15 protein-coding genes are annotated in these 23268 nt (G+C 74.4%); 8 read left to right on the top strand and 7 right to left on the bottom strand.

Going from position 1 to position 23268, the window contains the following annotated elements; all coding sequences use genetic code 11:
- The first annotated feature begins 7 nt into the window (after nt 1–7).
- On the top strand, nt 8–1099 hold the full coding sequence (locus ACIGW4_RS03240) for a M23 family metallopeptidase (RefSeq protein WP_359590957.1): 1092 nt from the start codon (nt 8–10) through the stop codon (nt 1097–1099).
- 45 nt (nt 1100–1144) lie between these two features.
- Nucleotides 1145–2092 (top strand): aldo/keto reductase, encoded by a 948-nt coding sequence (locus ACIGW4_RS03235; RefSeq protein WP_399578203.1) that lies wholly within the window; start codon nt 1145–1147, stop codon nt 2090–2092.
- On the opposite strand, the gene ACIGW4_RS03230 is transcribed toward ACIGW4_RS03235, so the two are convergent.
- The 4 genes from ACIGW4_RS03230 to ACIGW4_RS03215 all read right to left on the bottom strand — a co-directional run bounded on the left by ACIGW4_RS03230 (nt 2089) and on the right by ACIGW4_RS03215 (nt 7125).
- Nucleotides 2089–3420 (bottom strand): PrsW family intramembrane metalloprotease, encoded by a 1332-nt coding sequence (locus tag ACIGW4_RS03230; RefSeq protein WP_398707757.1) that lies wholly within the window; start codon nt 3418–3420, stop codon nt 2089–2091. The two genes, ACIGW4_RS03235 and ACIGW4_RS03230, sit on opposite strands and share 4 nt — an antisense overlap.
- Before the next feature lie 73 nt (nt 3421–3493).
- Nucleotides 3494–4213, bottom strand: coding sequence for a tRNA (guanosine(46)-N7)-methyltransferase TrmB (trmB, locus tag ACIGW4_RS03225; RefSeq protein ID WP_399578672.1), 720 nt, complete (start codon nt 4211–4213; stop codon nt 3494–3496).
- Nucleotides 4214–4391: 178 nt separating this feature from the next.
- A complete protein-coding gene (lhgO, locus tag ACIGW4_RS03220; RefSeq protein WP_123453895.1) occupies nt 4392–5576 on the bottom strand; it encodes an L-2-hydroxyglutarate oxidase in 1185 nt (394 codons plus the stop codon).
- A gap of 94 nt (nt 5577–5670) precedes the next feature.
- Nucleotides 5671–7125: an MFS transporter gene (locus ACIGW4_RS03215; protein WP_399578201.1), complete on the bottom strand. Its 1455-nt coding sequence runs from the start codon at nt 7123–7125 to the stop codon at nt 5671–5673.
- 561 nt (nt 7126–7686) lie between these two features.
- Between ACIGW4_RS03215 and ACIGW4_RS03210 the strand changes: the two genes are divergently transcribed.
- The 3 genes from ACIGW4_RS03210 to ACIGW4_RS03200 all read left to right on the top strand — a co-directional run bounded on the left by ACIGW4_RS03210 (nt 7687) and on the right by ACIGW4_RS03200 (nt 13969).
- Nucleotides 7687–9909 (top strand): asparagine synthase-related protein, encoded by a 2223-nt coding sequence (locus ACIGW4_RS03210; RefSeq protein ID WP_398708418.1) that lies wholly within the window; start codon nt 7687–7689, stop codon nt 9907–9909.
- Nucleotides 9910–10032: 123 nt separating this feature from the next.
- Nucleotides 10033–10629, top strand: coding sequence for a Uma2 family endonuclease (locus tag ACIGW4_RS03205; RefSeq protein ID WP_398708417.1), 597 nt, complete (start codon nt 10033–10035; stop codon nt 10627–10629).
- A gap of 58 nt (nt 10630–10687) precedes the next feature.
- Nucleotides 10688–13969, top strand: coding sequence for an ATP-binding protein (locus ACIGW4_RS03200; protein WP_399578200.1), 3282 nt, complete (start codon nt 10688–10690; stop codon nt 13967–13969).
- Here the strand turns inward: ACIGW4_RS03200 and ACIGW4_RS03195 are convergent.
- Nucleotides 13956–16136 (bottom strand): sigma-70 family RNA polymerase sigma factor, encoded by a 2181-nt coding sequence (locus tag ACIGW4_RS03195; protein WP_399578199.1) that lies wholly within the window; start codon nt 16134–16136, stop codon nt 13956–13958. The two genes, ACIGW4_RS03200 and ACIGW4_RS03195, sit on opposite strands and share 14 nt — an antisense overlap.
- A gap of 233 nt (nt 16137–16369) precedes the next feature.
- Complete coding sequence (locus ACIGW4_RS03190) at nt 16370–17155, bottom strand: TetR/AcrR family transcriptional regulator (RefSeq protein ID WP_398707751.1); 786 nt, start codon at nt 17153–17155, stop codon at nt 16370–16372.
- Between the two features lie 356 nt (nt 17156–17511).
- On the opposite strand from ACIGW4_RS03190, the gene ACIGW4_RS03185 reads away from it, so the two are divergent.
- Together ACIGW4_RS03185 and ACIGW4_RS03180 are read left to right on the top strand one after the other, a co-directional pair.
- Nucleotides 17512–18876: an NAD(P)/FAD-dependent oxidoreductase gene (locus ACIGW4_RS03185; protein WP_359590964.1), complete on the top strand. Its 1365-nt coding sequence runs from the start codon at nt 17512–17514 to the stop codon at nt 18874–18876.
- Between the two features lie 106 nt (nt 18877–18982).
- Nucleotides 18983–20620, top strand: a complete 1638-nt coding sequence (locus ACIGW4_RS03180) for a SpoIIE family protein phosphatase (RefSeq protein ID WP_359590965.1) — start codon at nt 18983–18985, stop codon at nt 20618–20620.
- A gap of 6 nt (nt 20621–20626) precedes the next feature.
- Here ACIGW4_RS03180 and ACIGW4_RS03175 read toward each other — a convergent pair whose 3' ends face one another.
- Entirely contained in the window at nt 20627–21901 is a 1275-nt protein-coding gene (locus ACIGW4_RS03175; protein ID WP_398707748.1) for an MFS transporter, read from the bottom strand.
- 154 nt (nt 21902–22055) lie between these two features.
- Between ACIGW4_RS03175 and ACIGW4_RS03170 the strand changes: the two genes are divergently transcribed.
- On the top strand, nt 22056–22601 hold the full coding sequence (locus ACIGW4_RS03170) for a MarR family winged helix-turn-helix transcriptional regulator (protein WP_030694509.1): 546 nt from the start codon (nt 22056–22058) through the stop codon (nt 22599–22601).
- The last annotated feature ends 667 nt before the right edge of the window (nt 22602–23268 follow it).

Below are 23268 nucleotides of genomic sequence, written 5' to 3'. Positions count from 1 at the left end.
CGCCCCCGTGGCGTCCAACACCCCCGCACCCGAAGCCCCCTTCGACGCGTTCGGTGGCGGTGCGGGCCCCGCCGCCGCCTCCGACACCGAGTGGAACCCCACCGAGGGCTCCCTCCGCGCCGAGAGCCGCTCCGGCGGCCGGCACCGGGTCGTCAAGCAGCGCTCCAACTTCGCCCGCTCCTCCACCGTCCTCGGCGTCGGCGTCATCGCGGCCGTCGGTGCGGGCGGCCTCGCCACCGCGCAGGAGAAGCCCCCGGTCGCCATATCGCTGCCGGACCTCCCCGACCTGGACCTGCCGGACGCCCACGACCTCCCCGGCGTCGGCGACCTCCTCCCCGAGGAGCACAGCGCGCCCGTCGCCGCGGACCGCGTCAACCCGAACCCGCTCACCGCCGCCGCCTACACCACCGCGGCCGACGAGCGCACCGAGCAGACCGCCGCCCCCGCCGCGGGCGAGGCCCTGCGCGCCCGCATCCTCCAGCAGGCCGAGCAGCAGCAGGCCTCCGCCGACGCCGCCGAGAAGGCCGCCGCGGAGAAGGCCGCGGCCGAGAAGGCCGCCGCGGAGGCCAAGGCCAAGGAGGCCGCCGCGGAGAAGGCGGCCGCCGAGGCGAAGGCGAAGGCCGAGGCGGAAGCCAAGGCCAAGGCGGAAGCGGAGGCCAAGGCGAAGGCCGAGGCCGAGCGCCTCGCCCAGCTCGCCGCCAGCTACTCGCTGCCGGTCTCCTCGTACACCCTCACCGCCACCTACATGCAGTCCGGCTCGATGTGGTCCTCCGGCTACCACACCGGCCTCGACTTCGCCGCCCCCACCGGCACCCCGCTCAAGGCGGTCCACGGCGCGACCGTCAAGTCGGCGGGCTGGTCCGGCTCCTACGGCTACCGGATCGTCCTGGAGCTGGAGGACGGCACCGAGATCTGGTACTGCCACCTCTCGTCCATGCTGGTCAGCGCCGGCCAGACCGTCTCCACCGGCGAGACCGTCGGCCGCGTCGGCGCCACCGGCAACGTCACCGGCGCCCACCTCCACATGGAGGTCCACACGGCCGGCGGCGACGGCATCGACCCGGCGTCCTGGCTCCGCTCCAAGGGCCTGAGCCTCTAGCCACCCCACGGAATAGGCCCGGCGGCGGGGACGGTTGATCCACTCATGACCTCTCTCCGCCGACTGGGCACCTCCGACCTGCACGTCTTCCCCGTGGCCCTGGGGGGCAACGTCTTCGGCTGGACCGCCGACGAAGCGCAGTCCTTCGCCGTCCTCGACGCCTACGCCGCCGCCGGCGGCAACTTCGTCGACTCCGCCGACGTCTACTCCGCCTGGGCCGAGGGCAACGAGGGCGGCGAGTCCGAGACCGTCATCGGCCGCTGGCTCGCCTCCCGGGGCAACCGCTCCGACATCGTCGTCGCCACCAAGGTCGGCGCCCACCCCCGCTTCAAGGGACTCTCCGCCACCACCATCAAGGCCGCCGCCGAGGAGTCGCTCCGCCGCCTCGGCACCGACCACATCGACCTCTACTACACCCACTTCGACGACGAGTCCGTCCCCGTCGAGGAGATCGTCACCGCCCTCGACCAGCTGGTGAGGGACGGCAAGGTGCGCGCCGTCGCCGCCTCCAACATCTCCCCCGAGCGGCTGCGCGCCTCCCTCGACTTCGCCGAGGCCGAGGGCCTCACCCGGTACGTCGCCCTCCAGCCGCACTACAACCTGGTCTCGCGCGACACCTACGAGGGCCCGCTCCTGGAGACCGTCGAGCACGCCGGGCTCTCCGCCGTCCCGTACTACGGACTCGCCGCCGGCTTCCTCACCGGCAAGTACCGCCCCGGCGCCGACGTCGACAGCGTCCGCTCCGCCGGCGCCGCCAAGCACCTGGACACCGAGCGCGGCCGGGCCGTCCTCGCCGCCCTCGACACGGTCGCCGGGGCGCACGGGACGGAGCTCGCCACCGTCGCCCTCGCCTGGCTCGCCTCCCGCCCCACCGTCGCCGCGCCGATCGCCTCGGCCCGCACGGTCGAACAGCTCCCGGCCCTGGTCGCGGCGGCGGACCTGACGCTGACGGAGACCGAACTGGCCCTCCTGACGGAAGCCTCCGCGCTCTAGCTCCGGTACGGGTTGTAGCCGTCGTAGTCCAGGTACTGCGGCGGCGCCCAGGCCCGGCCCGTCGCCCGGGCCGCGTACGTGAGGGCCGGGGAGGCGACCTCGCGGCGCTGCCACAGATGGTGCAGCAGCTCCTGCTCCCGGGCCGGGAAGTCGGGCCCCGCCGTGCCGCGCCGGGCCCGGTCCCGCAGGAACGCGAGGGTCGTCGCGAAGGACTCGTACTCGCCGACCGCCCGCGCGGCCGACGGCCCGTACGTCCGGGCGGCGAACGAGCGGGCCACCTGCCGGGCGCGCATCGAGGACAGCGCGAGCGGCTCGGCGGGCGCGAGCCAGCCGGCCGCCGCGTACGCCGGGAGCACCCCGGATATCGTGCGCAGCTCGCGCTGCCGGCTCCACACCGCCAGCCAGGTCAGCAGGCCGAAGGCCGGGACCATGAGCGCCCCGTACACCGCGTAGAAGACCAGCGGGCCGCCGAAGGTGGCCGAGCCGTTCCAGGCGGAGTGCAGGCCCATGGCGAGCAGCAGCCCCGCCAGGGGCAGCAGCACCCGGCGCAGCCGCTTCCCGCGCGGCGCGAGGGCGGCGAAGCCGAAGCCGATGCCGGTGAGCACGGTGAACAGCGGATGCGCGAACGGCGACATCACGGCCCGTACGAAGAAGGTCGCGGCGGTCACCGAACCGATCCCCGAGGAACCGAACTCCTGGTCCTCGCCGAAGGCGTTCCCCAGGTAGAGGATGTTCTCGGTGAAGGCGAAGCCGGTCGCGGTGAAACCGGCGACCACGACCCCGTCGACGAGCCCGCCGAAGTCCCGCCGCCGGAAGAGGAAGAGCAACAGGATCGCCGCCGCCTTCGCGCTCTCCTCCACCACCGGGGCGACGAGGGTGGCCCCGAGGGTGTCGGCGGAGTCCGGATCGGCCGTGGCGGTGGCGATCCAGCGGACCGCGAAGGAGTTCGCCAGGATCGCGACGAGCGCGGCGGCGAAGGCGCCCCAGGCGAAGGCGAACAGCATGTTCTTCCAGGGCCCCGGCTCCACCCGGTCGAGCCAGCGGAACGCCGACAGCAGCAGAGGTACGGGAAGCACGGCCAGACCCAGACCCACGAGGAAGCCCTGCGTGCCGGTCTGCTCGCGGACCAGCGCCAGGATGACCAGGGCGCAGAGCGCGAGCAGCGTCACGAGGGTGATCGCGCGGACCAGCCGGCTGCGCCAGAAGGCCCGGCGGGGCCGGTAGCGCCACTGGGAACGGTCGGCGGCGGCGGGGAAGGCCGGCTCCTCGGTGTCCCGGTGCGGGACGGGAGCGGCGTCCGGCGGGGCGCCGGTGGCGAAGTTCGACACGTGAGCGACCCTAACGACCCGCACCGACACCGGCGACGGAGTCAGGCCCTCTCCTCTGCTTCCCCCGCTTCCTCTACTTCCTCCGGAAGAGCAGGTCGTGCACGACGTGCCCCTTGTCGAGCCCCTGCCCCTCGAAGCGGGTGAGGGGACGGAAGTCGGGGCGCGGCGCGTAGCCGCCGTCGGCCTGGGTGTTCTCGTAGTCCGGATGCGCGGAGAGCACCTCGAGCATCTGCTCGGCGTACTCCTCCCAGTCCGTGGCGCAGTGCAGCACGGCCCCGGACTTCATCCGCGGCGCCAGGAGGCTGAGGAACTCCGGCTGGATGAGCCGCCGCTTGTGGTGGCGCGCCTTGGGCCACGGGTCCGGGAAGTAGACCCGGCAGCCGTCGAGGGAGGCGTCCTGGAGCATCTCGCGCAGCAGGATGACCGCGTCGCCGTTGGCGACCCGGACGTTGGTCAGGCCGTTCCGGTCCGCGAGGCCGAGCAGATTGCCCTGGCCCGGGGTGTGCACGTCCACGGCGAGGATGCCGGTGCCGGGATCGGCGGCCGCCATCTGGGCGGTGGCCTCGCCCATGCCGAAGCCGATCTCCAGGACGACGGGCAGCCCGCCGAACATCTCGTCGAGATCGAGAACCCGCTTGCCGTCGATGTCGAGGCCCCAGTCGGGCCAGCGCTTCAGCATGGCCTCGGCCTGCCCGTACGTGACACGGCTGCGGCGCGGCTGGAAACTGCGGATCCGCCGCTCGTGGTGGGCCCCGGCGGGGTCGGGCATGGGCCCCTCGCCGGGGGCGAACATCCGACTGCCCCGCCGCGCGACGGGCTGTGCGGGGTCGGCGACGGGCTGCGGGCCGTTCTCAATCTGCTCAGACACAATGCGCCCGATTCTACGGCGCCCCGCCCCGAGGGGCCTCTCCACCGGAACCCCCTCCACCCCGGGCCCCCGTGGAACGACCGCCCGCAACGGGGCGGGCGGGCTACACGTGGGCCAGGGCCCGGGTGGCGATCTCGCGGCCGATCGGGAGGGACGCCGTCGCCGCGGGCGAAGGCGCGTTCAGGACGTGCACCGTCCGGGGCGCCTCGCGGAACAGGAAGTCGTCGACGAGCGTCCCGTCCCGCAGCACCGCCTGCGCCCGCACCCCCGGCGCCGCCCGCCGCAGGTCGGACTCCTCGACGATCGGCAGCAGCCGCCGCACCGCCTCGGTGAAGGCCCGCTTCGAGAGCGACCGGTGCAGTTCGCCCGCGCCGTACCGCCAGTGCTCCCGGGCGATCGCCCACGAGCCGGGCCACGCCAGGGTGGCGCCCAGTTCGCGCGGACGGACCACGGACCAGCCGTACCCCTCCTTCGCGAGCGCCGGGACCGCGTTCGGCCCGATGTGGACGCCGCCGTCGATGCCCCGGGTGAGGTGCACCCCGAGGAAGGGGAAGGCCGGGTCCGGGACGGGGTAGACCAGGCCGCGGACCAGCGACGGGTCCGCGAGCTCGTAGTACTCCCCCCGGAAGGGGACGATCCGCATGCCCGGGTCGTCGCCGGCGAGCCGGGCGATCCGGTCGCAGTGGAGCCCCGCGCAGTTCACCAGGACCTTGGCCCGCACCACGCGCCCGTCGGCGGTCCGCACGGCCACGCCGAACGGCCGCCGGTCGACGGCGGTGACCTCCGCGCCGTACAGGATCCGGGCCCCGGAGGACTCGGCGAGGCGCTCCGCGACCGCCCCGTAGTCGCAGATGCCGGTCGTGCCGACGTGGATCGCGGCGAGGCCCCGCACCCGCGGCTCGTACTCGCTGATCTGCGCCGGGCCGAGCTCGCGCACCGGGATGCCGTTCTCCCTGCCGCGCTGCACGAGCGCGTGCAGCCGGGGCAGCTCCTCGCGCGTGGTGGCGACGATGAGCTTCCCCGTCACCTCGTACGGAATGCCCCACTCCGCGCAGAACTTGACCATTTCGGCCGCGCCCTGGACCGCGAACCGCGCCTTGAGCGACCCCGGCCGGTAGTAGATCCCGCTGTGGATCACCCCGCTGTTGCGGCCGGTCTGGTGGCGCGCGAGGGCGTGCTCCTTCTCCAGGACCGTGACCCGGGTGCCGGGGGCGGTGCGCGTCAGGGCGTACGCCGTCGACAGACCGACGATCCCGCCGCCGATCACCAGCACGTCACAGTCAAACACCAGCCCCACCTCCCGTCCCCGATAGTGCACTGGCCCACTGACAACGCGGCTAAACGCCCACCTCGTGGGACGCGCGTCACTTCCGGGACGCCCCTCACGCCGGCGCGACGAGCAGCGGCCGGGCCCGCTCCCGCAGCTCCATGACGCGCGGCTCGTCCCCGTACGGTTCGAGCCGGTGCAGCAGGTCCCGTACGTACTCGGTCGTCCGCGCCGAGGAGATCCGGCCCGCCACCTCCACCGCGCGCGTGCCCGCCGCGCAGGCCGCGTCCAGGTTGCCGGACTCCAGTTCCGCGACGGCGGAGACGACGAGCCGCAGCCCGTGCGAGCGGACGAACTCCTCCGTCGGCCGGGACAGCGCCTGCTCGGTGAAGCGCCGCACCTCCCGCGGCATCCGCAGGTCCCGGTAGCACTCGGCGGCGTCGGCGCAGAACCGGTCGTACGAGTAGAAGCCGAGCCAGGTCGGGTCGGCGTCGCCCTCCCGGGAGCGCTCCAGCCAGCCCTCGGCGGACTTGAGCGCGGCCGCGGCGGCGGCCCCGTCGCCGGCCTTGGCGTGCGCGCGGGCCTCGACGAGCCGGAAGAAGGACATGGTGCGGGCGGTGGCGAGCCCCCGGTTCCGCTCCAGCGCGGCCTGGGCGAGGTCGACGCCCTCGTCGGCGAAGCCCCGGTAGGTGGCCTGGAGGGACATGGAGGCGAGGACGTATCCGCCGAGGGGCACGTCGGCGGCGGCGCGGGCGAGCCGCAGCGCCTGGATGTAGTAGCGCTGGGCGGCCTCCTGCTGCCCGGTGTCGAAGGCCATCCAGCCGGCGAGCCGGGTGAGCTCGGCCGTCGCCCCGAACAGGTTCCGGCCGACCTCGTCCGAGTACGAGCCGAGCAGCAGCGGGGCCGCGTCCACGCGTAAGCACTCGGGCACCATCGACGAACGCCAGTCCCCGCCGCCGTACTTGGAGTCCCAGCGCCGCGCGTCCTCGGCGGCCTCGCGGAGCTTGGCGACGTCGCTGTGGCCCACGCGCGCGTGCTCCACGGCCGCCGTGCCCGCCGCGGCGAGGCCGGTGCCCGCGCCGGGACGCGGGGCCTCGCGCTCCACCGACGGGTCGGCGGGGGTTATCAGCCAGCGGGAGGTGGGCGTCGCGTACGCGCTGACGGAGAAGGACCCGGCGAGCGACTGCCAGATGCCGCCCCCGCCGGCCCGCCGCCCGGCGAGATCCAGCCGGTACAGGTCGGTGGCCGAGCGGACCGCCTCGCCGACGTCGCGCGGGAAGGCGAGCCCGACCTCGGGCGCCGGGTCGGCGTCCGCGAGCCCGATCTCGTGCAGCGGCACGGGCCGGCCCAGCTTCTGCCCGATCGCGGCGGCGATCAGGTGCGGGGCGGCGCCCTGCGGCACCATGCCCTTGGACACCCACCGGGCGACCGAGGTCTTGTCGTATCGAAGCGTCAGGCCCCGCTGCGCACCGAGGTCGTTGACGCGCCGGGCGAGCCCGGCGTTGCTGATTCCCGCGAGGGCGAGAACCGTGCCGAGCTTTTCGTTCGGCCCGCGTTGCTCCCTGGACATGACGCCACCCCTCGACAACCCAGACGGCCGCCACGACGCCGGGCATAGGCGTGCGGCATTCGTAAACACAGCGTAGTTCGCCGCATCCCTACCGTTAAGGGGCGGTGTTCCGTATGGCGAGATTGTTGTGTGAACGTGCGACCAACGGGCCCGGCGCGGCGACCCGTGCCCCCGCCGTGTGGCCGTGCGCCCGGCCGTGCGCTCTCGTCCGGCCGGTGGGGGAGCGCTTCCATGAGTACCGCGTGGGTCGGCCCGCTCGGCCGGGAAGGTGTCCCGGACCAGTGGGCTGGGGGACACCGCCGCCCCATTCCCCGCGGGCGGCGGACGGCACCGGGAGGCGGGAACGCCTCCCGGACCGCCGATGGCCGGCCTTGTGCCCGGATGCCCGTCGAAACACCCACAGGGGATCGATATTTGGCCGAATGACGCCGGTGCCCTGCCGAAGCCCAACCGGCCCATGCCAGGGGCGCATTCGGCTTTCGCGCGCGTGCGCCCGGACCCCGCCCCGTGCGCCGTTGTCGTGGCAGCATGTCCTCCACCGAAACGGATGTGGAGGCGCCGATGCGATGGCTGGTGGGCTGGAGCAGTGTCGCCGCGAGCTTCGCAACGACCGCGGCGGGCCGGGCGGGAACGGCGCACGGCGCGTACGGCTCCGGGCGCGCCCCCGGCTCAGGACCCGCCTCCCCGTACGACCCCGGATACGACCCCGGCTCCCCGTACGGCTCCGGCACCGGCCCCGCGGCCGAGGGGCGCACGGTGCAACCGGTGGGCGCACAACTCCTGTGGGACGGCCCCGACCCGCTCTGGGCGGTCGGCGACTGGCGCCCCGACGAGGTCCGCGTGATCGCCGTCGACGACCACACCCGCCTCGCCGTCCTCGGCTGCTGCGCCGCGAGCGACGAGGAACTGCGGATCGGTCTGCTCACCGCGCGCGGGGGAGCGCTGCGGCACCTGACCGCCTGGCCCGGCAGCTACACCGCCGTCGTGAAGGCCGGCCGCCGCGTCACCGTCACCGGCGACCTCGCGGGCGCCCGGCCCGTCTTCCACACCCCGTGGGCGGGCGGCACCGCGTACGCCACCGCCGCCCTGCCGCTCGCCGACCTCGTCGAGGCCCAGCTCGACATCGGCCACCTCGCCGCCCTGCTCGCCTGCCCCGAGACCCCCGAGGCCCTGCGCGACTCCACCCCGTACGAGGGCGTGCGCCGGGTGCCCCCCGGCCACGCGCTGATCCTGCGGGAGGGCTCGCGCGAGATCACCGGCTACGAACAGGTGGCCTCGCTCGCCGTCGCCACGCCCGAGGCCGACCCCCGGCAGGCCGTCGAAGGGGTGCGGGACGCCCTCGTCGAGGCCGTGCGCGCCCGGCTCACCGCCCCCCGGCACGCCCCCGAGACGCCGCTCCCCGACCCGGGCCCGGTCCCCGGCATGGGTCCCGCCGACCGGCGCGCCGCCCGGGGCGCGGGCCCCGCGCCCGGCATCGGCGCCGACCTGTCCGGCGGCAGCGCCTCCGGCACGCTCGCCCTGCTCGCGGCGGGCCTCCCCGGGGTGCCGGGCACCATCACCGGGCAGGGCACGGGCGCGGGGGAGCGGCTGCTCGCCGTCACCTTCAACGACCTGGCGACCCGGGCCGGCGCGCGCCGCACGGCGGAGCTGGAACGGGCCCGCGCGATCGCCGCCGACCCCCGGCTGCACCACGTCGTCGTCGCGGGCGGCGAGGAGGCCCTGCCGTACGCGGCGCTCGACGGACCCCTCACGGACGAGCCGGGCCCCGCGCTCGTCACGGCGGAACGGCACCGCAGACGCCTCGCCGGCGGCAGCGCCGACCACTTCACCGGCATGGGCGCCAAGCAGGTCCTGGACGCGCACCCGGCGCGCCTCGCCGACCTCCTGATGGACCGCAGGCGCCGCTCCCTGGTGCGGCCGGTGACGGCGCTCGCGAAGGCCTCGGGCCCCTCGGCGGGTTCGCTGCTCGTTCCGCTGACGGTGTACCGGGCGGCGCGGAGACTGGCCCGCACCCCGTACCGGACGGGCCTGGAGGCGGCGGCGCGGCGGGTCCTGGAGGCGAACCGCACGGCCCCCGGCGGCTTCGGGCCCCTGGAGGCCTCGCTCTCCGCCCTCGCCTGGTCGCGGCCGGGCCCGGCCGCGCGCTGGCTGACGGGCGAGGCCCTCGCCGAAGTATCGGTTCGCCTGAACCGGGCGGCGACCCTCCCGGCCGCCGTCCAGCGCCCGGGCGAGGCACGCGCGCGTGCCGCCCTCGTCCGCGCGGCGGCCGACCACCGGGTCCTGGAACAGGCGGCGGAGATCCGGGGCCAACGCCTCCACGCCCCGTTCCTCGACAACCAGGTCGTACGGGCCTGCCGCGACCTCCCCGAATCGCTCCGGGTCCAGCCGGACGCCCGGGCCGGCGTCCTGCGCACGGTCCTCTCCGGCGCCGGCGTCCACGACGTCCCCGCCGGCTGGGGCGCCCCCCACCCGGCCGTCCCGGCCGCCGCCACGCGCGCGGGCCTGCGCGCCGCGCTCCCGCAACTCCTCGCCCTCTTCGACGCGCCGCTCCTCGCGGACGCGGGCCTGATCGAGGCCCGCGTCGTCCGCAAGGCCCTGCGCGCGGCGGCCGACGGCGCCCCCGTCCCCCTCGACGGCCTCGCCGACCTCGTCTCCACCGAACTCTGGCTCCGCCGCCTCCTCGCCCGCCGGGGCTCCTGCTGGACCGACACCACGGCCCCCCGCCCTCCGCGTGCGGCCCGGGGACCGCTGATCCCGGCATCGAGGCGGTCGCTGCCGGCGTGAGGCTCCGCCGAGCGGGCGAAACGTCACAGCACGCTCGTTCGAGTGAACGCGTTCCGGACTTCGACTCGACGCCGGACCTAAGCTGAAACCGTCGCACCCGAGCGAAGGAGGTCAGCTATGGCTATGCCGTTGCCGGTCCCGGAGGACGCGCACTCCGAGGTGCTGCCCGACCGTGAGGGCGCGAGTACCCAGGAGACCTTCGAGCTGTTCAGTGCGCTGGCCCCCAAGGGCTGGCGCGTGGAGCTGATCGAAGGGGAGATCTACGTGGTGCCTCCGGCCAACGGCGAGCACGAGAAGATCGTGACCGAGCTGGTGGAACAGGTCATTGCCCGCCGTGTCGACAAGGAACTGCGCAACTCCACGGGCATCGGCCTGCGCCTTCCCGGAGCCACCGGCACCGTGCGCGTCATCCCGGACCTCGTGATTGCTCCCAGGGACAGCTTCGACGACCAGCAGGAGTGGCACGACCCCCACCCCGTCCTCCTCGTCGCCGAGGTGACCTCCTCTTCCACCGCCGGTCGCGACCGTGTACAGAAGATCCGAGCCTACGCCCGGGCCGGTATCCCGGTGTATCTGATGATCGACCGCGAGACCGGCGAGGCCGTCGTCTGCTCCGAGCCCGTCGGGGACGACTTCGCCCACAAGCACATCCACAAGCTGGGGACGATCGTCCCGCTTCCCCACCCCCTCGGCTTCGACCTGGACACCGGCGCCTTCTAGGGGACCCACCGGGGTAAACCCCGAGGCGCCCCCCGCGCCCGCCCGACACAATGGGCCGGTGCGGTATCTCATCCTCGGCACCACCGAGGCCCTCCGGCCCGACGGCACCCCGCTGCCCCTCGGCGGTGCCCGGCTGCGCGCGCTGCTCGCCGCGCTCGCGCTGCGCGGCGGACGGGCCGTCTCCATCGGCGAGCTCGCCGACGACGTGTACGGGGACGACCCGCCGCAGGACACCCCCGCCGCCCTCCAGGCCCTCGTCGGCCGCCTCCGCCGCGTCCTCGGCCGGGAGGCCGTCGCCTCCACCCCCGGCCCCGGCTACCGGCTCGTCGCCGACCCCGACGACATCGACCTGTACGTCTTCCGGCGCCGGGTCGGGGAAGGCGCCGCCCGCCTCGACGCCGGCGACCCCGACACCGCCGCCGCCCTCCTCCGCGAGGCCCTCGGCCTCTTCCGCGGCCCCGCCCTCGCCGACCTGCCCGACCCGGCGGGCGTCCGCCCCGAGGCGCAGCGGCTCGCGGCGCTCCGGCAGCGCGTCGAGGCCGACCTGCGCCGGGGCGCCACCGACGGACTCGTACCGGAGCTGACCGAGCTCACCACCACGTACCCGTACGACGAGGCCTTCCGCGCCCACCTCATCCGCGCCCTGCGGGCCGAGGGCCGCCACGCCGACGCCCTCGCCGCGTACGAGACGGCCCGCCGCACCCTCGCGGACGCCCTCGGCGCCGACCCGGGCCCCGAGCTCACCGCCCTCCACCACGAACTCCTCACCGGAGCCACCCCGGACCCGGTTCCGGCCCCACCCGCGACCGAGCCCCCGGCGCCACCCGCCCTGGCCCCGCCCGCCCCCGAAGCCGGCAACATCCGGCCCCGGCTCACCTCCTTCGTCGGGCGCGAGCCCGAACTCGTCGCCCTCCAGGCGGACCTGGCCCGCTCCCGGCTCGTCACGCTCACCGGACCCGGCGGCTCCGGCAAGACGCGGCTCGCCGAGGAGGCCGCGCTCCGGGCCGCCGGCCCCGCCGCCTGGATCGCCGAACTCGCCCCGCTCGACGACCCCGACGCCGTCCCCGGAGCCGTCCTCTCCGCGCTCCGCCTCCGCGAGGTCAACCTGATCACCCGCGAGGGAGCACAGCTCCAGGACGACCCCACCGCCCACCTCGTCGAGCACCTGGCCCGCCGCCCGCTGCTCCTCGTCCTCGACAACTGCGAGCACGTCATCGACGCGGCCGCCGCCCTCGCCGAGACCCTGCTCACCCACTGCCCGCAGCTGCGCGTCCTCGCCACCAGCCGGGAACCCCTCGGCGTCCCCGGCGAGGCCGTCCGCCCCGTCGAGCCCCTCCCGCCCGACCCCGCCCACCGCCTCTTCGCCGAGCGGGCCCGCACCGTGCGCCCCTCCTTCGACCTCGCCCGCGACGGCGGCGAGGCCGTCGACGAGATCTGCCGCCGCCTCGACGGCCTGCCCCTCGCCATCGAACTGGCCGCCGCCCGCCTCCGCCTCCTCACCCCGCGCCAGATAGCCGACCGCCTCGACGACCGGTTCCTCCTCCTCACCTCCGGCTCACGGACCGTCCTGCCCCGCCAGCAGACCCTCCGCGCCGTCGTCGACTGGTCCTGGGACCTGCTCGACCCGGCCGAGCGCACCCTCCTCCGCCAGGTGTCGGTCTTCGCCGGCGGCTGGGACCTGGCCGCCGCCGAGGCCCTCTCCCCGGACGCCGCCGACTCCCTGGGAGCCCTGGTCGACAAGTCCCTCGTCGTCGCCACCCCCACCGAGGACGGCGAGATGCGCTACCGGCTCCTGGAGACCATCCACGAGTACGCCGCCGAGCGCGCCGCCGAGGAACCCGAGCTGCTCGCCGCCGCCGAAGCCACCCACACCGCCCACTTCACCGCCCTCGCCGAGACCGCCGAACCCCGCCTCCGCTCGGGGGAGCAGCTCCCCTGGATCGACCGCGTCGAGCGCGACCTCGACAACATCCGCGCCGCCCTCCACCGCACCCTCGTCACGTCCCCCAAGCTCTCGGCTTCGTCCGAGCAGGGGGGACCCCCCTCCGACGAGGCCGCCGCCCTCCGCCTCGTCTTCGCCATGGGCTGGTTCTGGTGGCTGCGGAACTACCGCCCCGAGGGCCTGGCCTGGGTCGAGCGCGCGATCGCCCTCGGCGAGGACCCGTCCGACCCCGCCGACCCCCGCCACTGGCCCCGCATGCACCTGCGGATGCTGCACTTCTTCCTCGCGGTCGAGAGCCGGACGATGAGCGACTTCCAGGAGCCGGAGACCCTCGCGCTCGTCCGGCGCGTCCGCGAGGCGTTCGGCGCGGACCCCGGCCCCGAGGCGGCCCGCTTCCCCGGCCTGCTCTGGCCCTTCACCGCGTACCTCACCGAGGACCCGGCCGCGGTCCGCGCCCTCCTCGACGCCGCCGTCGACAACTGCCGCCGCCACGGCGGCGACTGGGAGCTCGGCGTCACCCTCATGTTCCGCACGCACATGGCCGTCGACATGCCCGGCGGCATGCCCGGCGTCGACGAGGCCCTGGCCGAACTCCGCGGCATCGCCCGACGCGTCGGCGACCGCTGGATGGGCGCCCAGATCGCGAGCGCGGCGGGCGAGTCGTTCACGATGCGGGGCCGGCACGAGGAGGCGGGCGAGGCGTACGAGGAGGCCCTCGGGCTCGCCCGCGAGGTCGGCGCCCACGCCGAGGCCCCCTTTCTCCTCGCCCGCCTGGCCGAACTCTCCTACCGCACCGGCGACCTGGAGACCGCCGAGCGGACCCTCGACGAGGCCGCGCGCGAGGCCGACCGCTACCACGTACGGGACACCCAGACGTACGTCTGCTTCCTCCGCGCCGCCTTCGCCCTCCACCGCCGTGACGTCCCGGCGGCCCGCGCCCAGCTGGAGGAGGCGGGCCGCACGGTCGCGCTCGGCACCCCGCCCCCGCACTTCGAGGCGGCGGTGACCGGGATCGCCGCCCGCGTCGAGGCGTACGAGGGCAGGGGCGCCGCCGCCGTCGCCACGGCCATCACCGCGCTCCGCACCGCACGGGACGCGCAGTGCGCGGACTTCGTCACCACGGGCCTGGGGGAGGCGCTCGCCATCACCCTGGTCGAGGCGGGCGAGACCGAGCTCGCCGTACGGGTCCTGGCCGCCGTCGACCGATGGCGCCGCGACACGCCCCGCTCGGTCCCCGAGCTGAAGGACGTCGAGTCCGTGACGGCCCGGGCGCTCGCCGAGCTCGACGCGTCGGCCCTGGCGGCGGCCCGCGCCGCCGGCGCGGGCCTCGGCCTCGACGAGGTCCTCGACCTCGTCGAACCCTTCGCCCCCGCCGGGGCGGGCGTCAGGAGCAGCTGATGCGGGACTCCGCCCAGTCGGCCACCGCGGCCCGGCCGAACGGCGTGTGCTCCTCCACCACGAGCCGGATCGTGGAGATCCCGGAGAGGTCGACGTGCACCGGGACCGGCGGGTCGCCCGCCTGGACGACCCGGGAGCGCCAGAGCCGCGCCCCGTCCCCGTAGACGGAGAAGCGGACGCCGCCCACGCCGAGCCGGGCGCTCAGGTCGTCGACGCCGACGATCGCGTCGTAACTCGCGCACTGCCGGTTGAGGTCGATGAGCAGCGAGGACGGCGCGTGGACGCTCACCCCGTGCGCGTACTGCGTGTCGCTGATGGACAGGCCGTCGCGCTGCCACATCCAGCTGCTGTCCGAGAGGGACACCTCGGGCTCGGTGCCGTCGCCGAAGGTGGCGTACCGCAGCTCGCTGACCTGGTAGACGGCGGGCGCGGGCTTCGGGGCGGGCTTGGGGCGGGGCTTCTCGCGGGTGGGCGCCGGCGTGGGCTTCGGGGACGGCTTGGGCGTCGGCTTCGGCGCGGGCCTGGGCGTCGGTGTGGGGCTGGGCTTCGGGGGAGGCGGCGGGGTGGGCGCGGGCGGCTCGGCGGCGGGCGGGGCCGGCGGCTTCGGCTTCGGCTTCGGGGAGGGCTTCGCCGGCGGCGCGGGCTTCGGCGGCACGACGGGGGTGACGACCGGCTGGGTGGGCCGGGGCGCGGCCACGGGTTGCGGGTCCCCGGCCATCGCCCAGACGAGGCCGGCCGCCGCGGCGACCGCCACGGCCGCCGCGATGCCGGCCTTCGCGGGCGCGCCGAGGCCCTCGGCGGCGACACCGCCCGAGGCGGCGCCCCCGGAGGACCCGGAGGCGGCGGCCGCCGCGCCCGCACCGGCCGCGGCGGCGGTGCCACCGGCGACGACGCCGGCGGCCTTGAGCGAGTAACCGGCGGCGAACCAGCCGATGACGGCGACCGGCAGGAGCGCGGGGATCCCGGCGTTCACATGGGCCAGCTCACCGGCGGCGAGCCGGCACTTGGCGCACTCGTCGAGGTGTTTGCGCAGGCCGCGCTCGGCCCGCATCCGCAGCCCGCCGCGCGCGTAGGCGCCGAGCCGGTCCGCGTAGCGGGCGCAGTCGCCGCCCGCGGTCAGGGACTGGCTGACGTGTGCCTGGAGGTAGGCCTGCTTGAGGCCCTCACGGGCCCGGCTGGCGAGCACGGCCGTGGCGTTGGCGGTCAGTCCGAAGAGCGGGGCGACCTCGCTCGGGGACTCCTCCTCGACGGTGGTGTGCCAGAGCACGGCCTGCCAGCGCTCGGGCAGCGAGCGGAAGGCCTGCATGGCGAGGGACTGCTCGGCCTCGTGCATGGCGCGGACGTCCGCGCCGAGGTCCGTCCCCGCTCCGAAGGACGCGGTCTGGTCGGAGACCTCGGAGGCGCGGGCGGCGTCCGCGGCGAACACCGCGAAGTCCTCGACGAGGTGCTCGCGCTTCTGGGTCCTGACCCAGTTCGCGGCGACCCGCCGGACGGTGGTCATGAGGTAGGCGCGCACGGCCTGTTCGGGCCCGGCGCCGCCGCGGACCGCCTGGAGGGTGCGGGCGAAGACCTCGGCGGTGAGGTCGTCGGCGGTGTGCGCGTCCCGGCAGCAGGTCCTGGCGTAGCGGCGGACGGCCTCGGAGTGGCGGCGGAACAGCTCCTCGTACGCGGAGTCGTCGCCGTCCCGCATGAGCTGGACGAGCTCGGCGTCGGAGGGCGGCAGCTCGCGCGGCGGCGGAAGGACGGTGTCGGGCTCGCCGGGGTCGGCGTCGTCGTGGACGTCGCCGTGACCGCCGTGCGCGTCGCCCTCGTGGACGTCGCCGTCGGCGTGACCGCCGTGCACGTCGCCCTCGTGGACGGCCCCGTGGACGTCGTCGCCCTCGCTGTCGGAGGCGTCTCCGTCGGTGGGTCTCGCCCCGCCGTCCGGCCCCCCGGGCCTGCCCTCGCGCTGCTGGGGGACGCTCGCGTCGAGCGACTCGGCGTGTCCGGCCGGCGCTCCCGGGGGGCCCGACGATCCGGCCACGGCCCCGGCCGGTCCGGCCGATGACGACGGTGCGCCGGAGAGACCTCCCGGCCCGCCCTGGCTCGGCACCTGCCGGGAGGGAAGGCCTCCGGTCTCCGCGCCGCCGCCGCTGCCCAGCGGATCGTCCCGACTGTCACCGCTCATCGCGGAAGCCCCCGTACGCACGCTCAGACCCGAATACCGGCCAAGCGTGCCACAGCGCGCGGGCACGCCGAAGCGCCGCGTCCACTTACCACTCGTCCGGGGCGACTTCGTGTATCCGGGCGTAACCGCTCACGCGTTCGTGTCATGCTCATGGGTCCGCCCGGACCACGAGAAGCGCTGTCATACGAGAACGACCGCACGGAAACGGCCGTACGAGAACGACCGAGGACCTCCTACCGGGAGCGCAGACCCTCGAGCAGGATGTCGAGGAGCCGGGCCGAGGCCGCCGCCTGCTGCACCGCGTCCGGCAGCGCCGGCGCGGCGGTGGCGATGACGAGGAGGACGTCCGCCACGGTCACGTCCGTCCGCAGCTCACCCGCCTCACGCGCCCGGTCGACCAGCCGCCCGACGACCTCCAGGAGCTCCGAGGCCCCCGCGTCGTCCCGCTCGTCGACCGGCACCCCGCGCGGCGCGACCACGCGCGCGTCGCCCTGCTCGACACCGCCCCGCTGGTACGGCACCCGGGCCGCCTCGTCCGCGTCGTCCCCGACGAGCGGAGCGCCCGGGTCGTCCACGCCCACCCGCAGCACCTGCGGCGGCAGGAGACGGCCCGCACCCGAGGCCACCGAGGTCCGCAGGAACCGGGAGAGCGCCGACCACGGCTCCTCCTCCTGGCCCAGCGCGGCCCGCGCCTGCTCGGTCAGCCGGGAGGTCTCCTCCTCGGCTATCCGCCGCACCAGCACGTCCTTGCTGGGGAAGCGGCGGTAGACGGTGCCGACGCCGACCCGGGCGCGGCGCGCCACGTCCTCCATCGGAGCCCCGTAGCCGAGCTCGCCGAACACCTCGCGGGCGGCCCGCAGCACGTGCTCCAGATTGCGCTGGGCGTCCACCCGCAGCGGCGCGGCCCTGCCGCCCGCCACCGGCGCCCCGTTACGCGCGTCGGCCGCCCCCGGGACGTGCCCGTCGACGACGGTCGCCGTCCCGGCGCCCGACTGCCACCGTGAATCCTGAATCTGCATAAGCGTTCCCCCGCTCATGATGTCTCCCCCCGGAGACTTCCCCGCCCTGACACGGGGCCTCCGGCGGACGAGCGCTTCGGTCCACGCGCGCTCCGATCCGACACCCCGACGAAGTACGAACATAGTTGAGTCGGGGTCAATTCAGAAGGGGGAGTTCCGTCCGGTGCGCCCCCCGATCGGAGCAAGGCCCGGAAGGCTCCCGATTCCGACCCCTCTCCGAACCGCCCCCACCCGCCGTGACCTGCGCGGTTCGCCCCGGGCGCCCCTCGCGCGCCACCCCGCGCCTCCGTACCCCTCCGGTCACACAATTTGCCGAGCCTGTGGACAAACAACGGACGGGGGTGCGTCATGGGACAGTGACCGAACCTGCGCGCATTCTCGTGGTCGGCGGTGGCTACGTCGGCATGTACACCGCGCTGCGCCTCCAGCGGCAGCTCAGGACGGAGCTCGGAGCCGGCACCGCCGAGATCGTGGTGGTCACCCCCGAGCCGTACATGACGTACCAGCCGTTCCTGCCGGAGGCCGCGGCCGGCTCCATCTCCCCGCGCCACGTCGTCGTGCCGCTCCGCCGGGTCCTCGACCACTGCCGCATCGTCATCGGCGAGGTCCACTCCGTCGACCACGCCAAGCGCACCGCGACCCTCTCCACCCTCGCCACCGAGGAGGAGGGCGCCGGCACCCTCGACCTGACGTACGACGAGCTGGTCATCGCGCCCGGCTCCGTCTCCCGCACCCTCCCGGTCCCCGGTCTCGCCGACCACGGCATCGGCTTCAAGACCGTCGAGGAGGCCATCGGCCTGCGCAACCACGTCATCGAACAGATGGACATCGCCTCCTCCACCCGCGATCCCGCCATCCGCGACGCCGCCCTCACCTTCGTCTTCGTCGGCGGCGGCTACGCGGGCGTGGAGGCCCTCGCCGAGCTGGAGGACATGGCCCGCTACACCGCGCGCTACTACCACAACGTCAAGCCCGAGGACCTGCGCTGGGTCCTCGTCGAGGCCTCCGACCGGATCCTCCCCGAGGTCGGCGAGGAGATGGGCCGGTACGCCGTCCGGGAGCTCCGCGGCCGGAACATCGACGTCCGCCTGCGCACCCGCCTGGAGACCTGCGAGGACCGCGTCGCCGTCCTCAGCGACGGCACCCGCCTGCCCACCCGCACGGTCGTCTGGACCGCCGGCGTGAAGCCCGCGCCCGTCCTCGCCGCCACCGACCTGCCCCTGAACGAACGCGGAAGGCTCCGCTGCACCGCCCGGCTCACCGTCGAGGGCGTCGAACACGCCTGGGCGGCCGGCGACGCCGCCGCCGTCCCCGACGTGACGGCGAAGGAACCGGGCACGGAGTGCGCGCCCAACGCCCAGCACGCCGTCCGCCAGGCCAAGGTGCTCGCCGAGAACATCGCCGCCTCCCTGCGCGGACAGCCGCTCAAGGAGTACGCGCACGCGTACGTCGGCTCCGTCGCCTCCCTGGGCCTCCACAAGGGGGTCGCCCACGTCTACGGGCGCAAGCTCAAGGGATACCCGGCCTGGTTCATGCACCGCGCCTACCACCTCAGCCGGGTGCCGACCTTCAACCGCAAGGCCCGGGTCCTCGCCGAATGGACCCTGTCCGGCCTGTTCAAACGGGAGATCGTCTCCCTCGGCTCGCTGGAACACCCCAGGGCCGAGTTCGAACTCGCCGCGGCCCCACCCCCCGGCGACGGCGACAAGCCGCGGTCCTGACATCACTGTCAGTGCACTCGTCCACACTGGACGTGTGACCATAGGTGGGCTCACACCTGCACAGCGTGACTCTGCACGGCACCGACACCGCGAGGCATACAGATCCGTGAACTTCACCCGTTGGAGCGCCCGGCTCCCCGGCACGCAGCGCCGCGCGGCGCGGGGGACCGAAGGCTCCGTGCCCGCCGCCCGCGGTGAGTACGGTCAGCAGTTGGAGCAGCTCACCGACAGCGCCGAGGCCGCCGACGTCCCCGCCCTGGAGGACTTCTCCGTACGGGAGCTGCTCGGCCGCCTCCCCGGGCTCGTCGCGCTCGTGTACGGCCCGGAGCACCGCATCGCGTACGTGAACGACGCCTACGCCGCCGCCTTCGGCCCCCGCCCCGCCGGCGCCACCGTCGCCGACACCTGCCCGGAGGCCGAGGACCTCGGCCTGCTGCCCCTCATGGACCAGGTGCTCCGCAGCGGAAAGCCCCGCACGGTCAAGTCCCGCCGCACCCGCGACGGCGGCTCGTACACGGTCACCTGCCTGCCCGTCGACAGCCCCCGCCTCGACGGCGGCGGAGTCCTCGTCCACGCCGCCGACGTCACCGACCACGCCGAGGCCGCCGAGCGGCTCCGGGCCAGCGAGCGCAGACACCGCGAGACCGCCGTCACCCTCCAGCGCTCCCTCCTCCCGCAGGAACTGGAGCAGCCCGACGACCTGCGGATCGCCGCCACCTACCAGCCCGGCGTCGCGGACGCGGCCGTCGGCGGCGACTGGTACGACGTGATCACCCTCGGCGCGGGCCGCACCGCGCTCGTCATCGGCGACGTGATGGGCCGGGGCGTGCGCGCCGCCGCCGTCATGGGCCAGCTCCGCACCGCCGTCCGGGCCTACGCCCGCCTGGACCTGCCCCCGCACGAGGTCCTCCAGCTCCTCGACGGCCTCGCCGCCGAGATCGACGCCAGCCAGATCGCCACCTGCGTGTACGCGATCCACGACCCCAACGAGGGCAAGCTGGTGTACGCGTCCGCGGGCCACCTCCCGATCCTCGTACGGGACGAGGACGGCACCGTCCGTCGCGCCGAGGACCCGACCGGCCCGCCGCTGGGCACCGGCGGCTGGCTGCACGCCTCGGGCTCCATCGCCCTGCCGCCCGGCTCCACCGCCGTCCTCTACACCGACGGCCTCGTCGAGCGCCGCCGCGAGGACATCGACGAGGGCGTCGCCGCCCTGGCCCGCGCCCTGGCCGGCGCCGACGGCACCCCGCAGGTCGTCTGCGACCGACTGCTGCGCGCCCTCGGGGTCACCGCCGAGCACGACGACGACGTCGCCGTCCTGGTCGTCCAGCACCCCTCCCGGAAGGGCTCGGACGCCGAGCTCTTCCACAACGCCGCCCTGGAGCTGCTCGGCGGTGTCGAAGCGGCCCCCCGCGCGCGTGCCTTCGCCTCCGGTGTCCTCTCCTCCTGGCGCTTCCCGGTCGAACTGCGCGACCTGGGCGTCCTCGCCACCAGCGAGCTCGTGGCGAACTCCCTCCAGCACGGCACCCCGCCCATGCGCCTGCGGCTGCGGCGCACCGACCGGCGCCTGATCATCGAGGTCACGGACGGCGACGACCACCTGCCGCGCCGCCGCAGGGCGGAAACGGAGGACGAGGCGGGTCGCGGCATCTCGATCATCGCGACGATCGCCTCGTCCTGGGGGAGCCGCCGCACACCGGGCGGCGGCAAAGCGGTCTGGTGCGAGTTCGCCCTGCCGGACTGATCCGGCCTAGGCGACCGCGGTCTCGTTCTCGCGGACCGGCTCGTGCCGAGCGACCACCTTCGACGGCCTGAGGGCCAGGGAGGGCTGGTCCTGCTCGGGCGTGAGCCGCCGGCCCAGCCGGACGGCCAGGAAGGTGATGCCGAGCGAGAAGAGCACGAAGGTCACGATGTACGGCCCGTGCAGCGCGGCCCCCATGGGCCCGCCCACGGCCGGACCGACGGCCAGCGCCAACTGCTTCACCAGGGCGAAGGCCGAGTTGTACGACCCGACCATCGACTCCGGCGCCAGATCGGCCACCAGCGGCGCCACGGTCGGCGACAGCATCGCCTCACCGAGCCCGAAGAGGGCGTACGTGGAGACGAAGGCCGCCGTCGCCATGGTCTGGCTGCCGTGCCCGAGACCCGCGTATCCGGCGACCATCCAGGCCACGGCCCAGATCAGACCCACGGCCGCGATCACCCGGGTCCGCTTCCGGCGCTCGACGAACCGCAGCACCAGGAACTGGGCGACCACGATCACCGCCGTGTTGGCGGCCAGCGCGATCCCGAGCGACGACGGCTGGATGCCGGCGGCCTCCGTGCCGTACGCGGCGAGGCCCGACTCGAACTGCCCGTAGCAGGCGAAGAACAGCACGAAGCCGAGGACGCACAGCTGCACCATCGCCTTGTGCCCGAGCAGCGCGCGGACCCCGCCCGCCTTTCCGTCCTCGGACGGACGGGTGTCCTGGAGCGCGGGGGAGCCCGGCACCCGGACGGTCCCCACGACCGCGGCGAGCACGAGGAACATCGCCGCCTCGATCGAGAACAGCAGGATGAAGCTGCCCGGCCGGCTCGTGTCGACCAGCAGACCACCGATCAGACCGCCGATGCCGAGCCCGAGGTTCTGCAGGAAGAACTGCATCGCGAAGGCCCGGGTGCGCCCGGTCGGCGCCGAGCACCAGACGATCATCGTGGCGAGGGCCGGCTGGAGCACGGCCGTACCGGCACCGAGCAGTGCCGCCGCCCCCACGGCCGCCGGCACGCTGGAGGCGAAGCCCATCGCCACCGCGCCCACCGCCGCCAGGACCGAGGCCACCAGCAGGACGGGCACGGGCCCGCGCCGGTCGATGGCCCGCCCGCTGAAGGGCAGCACCACCAGTGCGGCCATGGCGAAGACGGCCAGCACGATTCCCGCCGTGGCCGCGCCCAGATCCCGCACCTGCGCCACGTACACATAGAGGTACGGCACGGTGAAACCGAGTCCGAACGCGCTCAGCGCGCTGCCTGCCTGAATCCGGCGCATCGCCGCGCCCCTCGCCTTGGTCACACTCACCCACTTCGGTCGCGGGTTCAGGCCTGTAGGACTGAACCCTGAAGACTTCAACGCTAAAGTTAACTCCTTAACAGTACACACTGAAGGACTTCAACGCCAACGAGGCCCGTGGGATACTCCCCGCATGTCCGACACCGCTCCCCAGGAGCCGAGCCTCGACGAGCAGATCGCCGCGTATCAGCGCGAGTACCGCGACCTCGACCCACAGGTGGAGAAGGTCGTCTCCGCCCTCGGCCGGCTGAACCGCCGCATGAACGTGGCGTACGGCCGCCAGCTCGCCGACCTCGGCATCAGCAACGCCGAGTGGGAGGTCCTCAAGACGCTGGTCCTCTCCGGAGAGCCCTACCGCCTGGGCCCCGGCGAACTCGCCAAGCGCCTGGGCCTCACCCCGGCCGCGATGACCCACCGCATCGACCGCATGGCCGGCGAGGGCCTGGTCACCCGCGACCGCGACGAGAACAACCGCGTCCGCGTGATCGTCGAGCTCACCGACGAGGGCCGCTCGAAGTGGCTGGAGGCCATGCGCATGGCCACCGACTTCGAGGAGGACCTGCTCCAGGACCTCACGACGGAGGAGAAGGGCGTCCTCGGCGATGTCCTCATCCGCCTCCTCCGCCGCGTGGAACTCACCCAGCCCGACGCCGGCGGCCGCCTGACGGACCTCGACTGACCTGCGGGACGACCAGTCCGCCGACCTGCGCGACACCCCGTCGGCCGGCCTGCCGGACGCGGCCGAACGGGGGACGGCAGAGGGACGACCGGGGGTTGACACGCCCCTCCCGGATGCGTAGTGTTCTCCGAGTTGTCACGGAGCCGGAACGGTTCTTCGACAACCACTCCAGCCGCTGATGCGGCACCTCTTACTCAGCACAGACTCCCCACCGGGATGAATTTCGGCATGCCGAAATTCATTTCGAATGGCTCGATTATGAGTCGCCGGGGAAACCCGCTAGAGTTTGAGACGTCGGAACGGCCCAACAGCCGGAAAGACAAACCCCGCTGACTGGGAATCAGACGCCGAAAGGATCTGATAGAGTCGGAAACGCCGGAAGGGCCCGGAGCGAAAGCGAACGGGACCGGAAAGCACCGAGGAAATCGGATCGGAAAGATCTGATAGAGTCGGAAACGAAGGAAGCGCCCGGAGGGCCCGGAAACGGGACCGAAGGAAGCGTCCGCACCTTGAGAACTCAACAGCGTGCCAAAAATCAACGCCAGATTAGTTGATACCCCGTCCATCCATCACGGATGGCCGAGGTTCCTTTGAAAAAGTCCACCCTCTCGGGGGTGGCGACACTACAGCGAGGACGCTGTGGACATCCGGCCCTATTCCGGCCGTG

Origin of the sequence: Streptomyces sp. NPDC053513 (genome assembly GCF_044544765.1) — a bacterium.
GTDB lineage: Bacteria > Actinomycetota > Actinomycetes > Streptomycetales > Streptomycetaceae > Streptomyces > Streptomyces litmocidini.
This window is presented reverse-complemented; position numbering and strand designations above follow the sequence as displayed.

What these genes read in the sequence shown, in the direction of transcription:
- ACIGW4_RS03235 (WP_399578203.1), top strand. Translation starts at nt 1,145, where the DNA reads ATGACCTCTCTCCGCCGACTGGGCACCTCCGACCTGCACGTCTTCCCC.
- trmB (WP_399578672.1), bottom strand. Translation starts at nt 4,213, where the DNA reads ATGTTCGCCCCCGGCGAGGGGCCCATGCCCGACCCCGCCGGGGCCCAC.
- ACIGW4_RS03215 (WP_399578201.1), bottom strand. Translation starts at nt 7,125, where the DNA reads ATGTCCAGGGAGCAACGCGGGCCGAACGAAAAGCTCGGCACGGTTCTC.
- ACIGW4_RS03210 (WP_398708418.1), top strand. Translation starts at nt 7,687, where the DNA reads ATGCGATGGCTGGTGGGCTGGAGCAGTGTCGCCGCGAGCTTCGCAACG.
- ACIGW4_RS03205 (WP_398708417.1), top strand. Translation starts at nt 10,033, where the DNA reads ATGCCGTTGCCGGTCCCGGAGGACGCGCACTCCGAGGTGCTGCCCGAC.
- ACIGW4_RS03195 (WP_399578199.1), bottom strand. Translation starts at nt 16,136, where the DNA reads ATGAGCGGTGACAGTCGGGACGATCCGCTGGGCAGCGGCGGCGGCGCG.
- ACIGW4_RS03190 (WP_398707751.1), bottom strand. Translation starts at nt 17,155, where the DNA reads ATGCAGATTCAGGATTCACGGTGGCAGTCGGGCGCCGGGACGGCGACC.
- ACIGW4_RS03175 (WP_398707748.1), bottom strand. Translation starts at nt 21,901, where the DNA reads ATGCGCCGGATTCAGGCAGGCAGCGCGCTGAGCGCGTTCGGACTCGGT.
- ACIGW4_RS03170 (WP_030694509.1), top strand. Translation starts at nt 22,056, where the DNA reads ATGTCCGACACCGCTCCCCAGGAGCCGAGCCTCGACGAGCAGATCGCC.